Here is a 3,005-nt window from a genome sequence, read left to right on the forward strand (position 1 = left end):
TCTCTTAATTGGCCAACCAACCAAAAAGAGAGAGCCTACAGATAATATCATAGATCTGCCTCAAGCTAGCGCCATCTACCATCTACCATCTACCTACCATGCAAATAGTCGCTTATTTGCCAAAAACATTGCCTAGCGGTGACTATTATTTAGTAGACAACGATCTTATTTTAGTTTATGACAGCTACTTTTCTTTTGGGGATTATATTCACAATATCTTCGGTGGGTTTGCCGTTGGAGTCAGCTCTACCATAAGAGTGCGACTCTATCGCATCAACAACGGTGAGGCTAACCTAATTTGGCAACAAACAAAAAGCCCTATCGGGCACCCTCCCATAAAAGCTTATTTTCTACCAGAACTATATCTTTCTTAAAACAATGGCTAAAATCAACATTTGAAAGAACTTATTACCCCCAGTGATTACATCCATTGCAAAGGATACCCCTATTTAACTGACAATAAAAAACTTGCCATAAAAAAAGATTGCGCATACGCTACTACCTAGGATATAATGAAGGTGTAACAATAATTTCTTTTATAATAAAAAGGGAGGAGAAATTATGACCAACATTATGCTCGGGGAGTTTTTAGGAACTGCCATCATTTTACTCTTTGGCAATGGCACGAACGCGGCAAACACCCTAAATAAGAGCTTTGCAAAAGGCACGGGTTGGGTTTTTATTGCCTTTGGTTGGGGATTGGGAGTCTTTGCCGGCATTGTCGTCTCCAATCCACTCTCGGGAGCGCATCTTAATCCAGCGGTAAGTTTAGCGATGCTGATGCAACAAGCGATTAGCTTGCCGGAATTTGTGATCTACTTTGGTGCGCAATTGATGGGGGCAATCTTTGGATCGTGGTTGGTCTATCAACTTTACTACGATCACTTTACCGCAAGCCTTGAGAACAAATCTTTGGGTGGGGTCTTCTTTACCAACGCCGCTAGTGCCAACACCATGCGCAATCTATTGAGCGAAGTGGTGGGGACGTTTATCTTAGTTTTATTTATTCTCAATACTGCCCACGACACCAGCGCAAGCTCACTCTTTGTGCCCTTTCTTATCGTAGGAATTGGTATCGCATTGGGATCGCTCACTGGCTATGCTATCAACCCCGTGCGTGACTTAGGACCTCGATTGATGTACACCTTTACACGATTAAGTGGTCATTGCAAGGATACCAACTGGTCTTATGCGTGGATTCCGATTATTGGGCCACTGCTAGGTGCGGGGTTGGCGACACTGGTCTATCAATTTATGGTAACATTACTTTAATTTATAAAGAACAAAGGAGCAAAAAATGGCTAAATATGTCTTAGCCCTAGACTTAGGCACAACATCGGTACGCGCAATTCTCTTTGACAAGAGTGCGCAGATTAAAGGGGTCTCTCAAAAAGAGTTTACCCAACACTTTCCGCAAGCTGGCTGGGTAGAGCACGATGCCAATGAGATTTGGTTGACCACTCTCTCGGTGATTGCTGATCTCTTTATTACTGAAGAAGTCATCGTCAGCGATATCGACAGCATTGGTATTACCAATCAGCGTGAGACGACGGTGATTTGGGATAAAACTACCGGTCTACCCGTCTACCACGCAGTTGTCTGGCAGTCGAGGCAGACCTCTGCCATTTGTGATAAGCTTATCGCCGATGGACATAGCGAGCGCTTTAAAGAGAAGACTGGCTTACCGATTGATGCCTACTTCTCGGGAACAAAAATTAAGTGGATTCTCGACAACGTGCCCCATGCAAGAGAGCGTGCCGAGGCTGGAAATCTCCTCTTTGGCACGATCGATAGCTGGTTAGTCTGGAAGCTATCGGGCGGAAAGACGCACATCACCGACTATACCAACGCCTCGCGCACGCTCATTTACAACATTTTCGATCTCAAGTGGGATGAGGAGCTCTGCAACATTTTGGAGATCCCGATGAGCATGCTCCCCGAGGTGAAATCTTCTTCTGAAGTCTACACCACCACCGATGCTGCCATCTTCTTTGGACACAACATCAGCATTGCTGGTATTGCAGGCGATCAACAAGCGGCGCTCTTTGGGCAAGGCTGTTTTGAGGAAGGCTTGGTGAAAAATACCTACGGCACTGGCTGTTTTATGTTGATGAATACTGGTGATAAAAAAATTCACTCCCAAAATGGTCTACTCACCACAATTGCCTGGGGGATTGATGGAAAAGTAGAGTATGCGCTGGAGGGATCGATTTTTGTGGCAGGAAGCGCCGTGCAATGGCTACGCGATAGCCTTAAACTAATCGAAAATGCCAAAGAGAGCGAAGCCCTCGCCAAGAGTGTAGAAGATAGTAAGGGCGTCTATTTGGTGCCAGCATTTGTCGGGCTTGGATCGCCTTATTGGGATCAAGATGTGCGTGGAGCGATCTTTGGCTTAACACGAGGCAGTGGCAAGAATGAGATTGTCCGTGCCACCTTAGAGTCGATCTGCTACCAAACTCGCGACATCCTCGATTTGATGGCATACGAAGCAGGCATTCACGTCAAGCGTCTACGCGTAGATGGTGGGGCGGTGCATAACAGCTTTTTGATGCAATTTCAGTCTGATATTCTCCATGTCGAGGTGGATGTGCCCAAGGTTACCGAGACCACCGCGATGGGCGCAGCGTATCTTGCTGGTCTTGCTACAGGATTTTGGCAATCCAAAGAAGAGATTACCGCCAATTGGGCTGTAGATAAAAACTACAAACCATCGATGCCCGAAGAAAAAAAAGAGAATCTCTACAATGGTTGGCAAAAAGCAGTGGCTGCTGCGCGAGTATTTAAGTAGTTTAGTAATATAGATCTAGCGATGTCTCGCTAGATCTAGAAAAAACGAGCGAGGATATTGATGATGTACGATTATATTATAATAGGTGCGGGCGTCGTGGGGGCATTTATTGCCAAGGAATTGTCTCACTACGACGTGAAGGTACTAGTGCTAGACAAAGAGAATGATTTCGCCAATCAGACCACCATGGCAAACAGCGCGATTATTCATTCAGGGT

General features: G+C 45.5%; 3 protein-coding genes. All 3 read left to right on the top strand.

The window, feature by feature from the left end; all coding sequences use genetic code 11:
• The first annotated feature begins 561 nt into the window (after positions 1-561).
• The gene (locus PVA46_RS08365; protein ID WP_167696552.1) at positions 562-1,272 is read left to right on the top strand and encodes an MIP/aquaporin family protein; all 711 of its coding nucleotides are present in this window, start codon (positions 562-564) and stop codon (positions 1,270-1,272) included.
• A gap of 25 nt (positions 1,273-1,297) precedes the next feature.
• On the top strand, positions 1,298-2,788 hold the full coding sequence (gene glpK, locus PVA46_RS08370; protein ID WP_167696554.1) for a glycerol kinase GlpK: 1,491 nt from the start codon (positions 1,298-1,300) through the stop codon (positions 2,786-2,788).
• 63 nt (positions 2,789-2,851) lie between these two features.
• On the top strand, positions 2,852-3,005 hold a 154-nt coding region (locus PVA46_RS08375; RefSeq protein ID WP_167696555.1), incomplete at its 3' end, for an FAD-dependent oxidoreductase.

Origin of the sequence: Entomospira culicis, assembly GCF_028748145.1 — a bacterium.
Taxonomy (GTDB): domain Bacteria; phylum Spirochaetota; class Spirochaetia; order WRBN01; family WRBN01; genus Entomospira; species Entomospira culicis.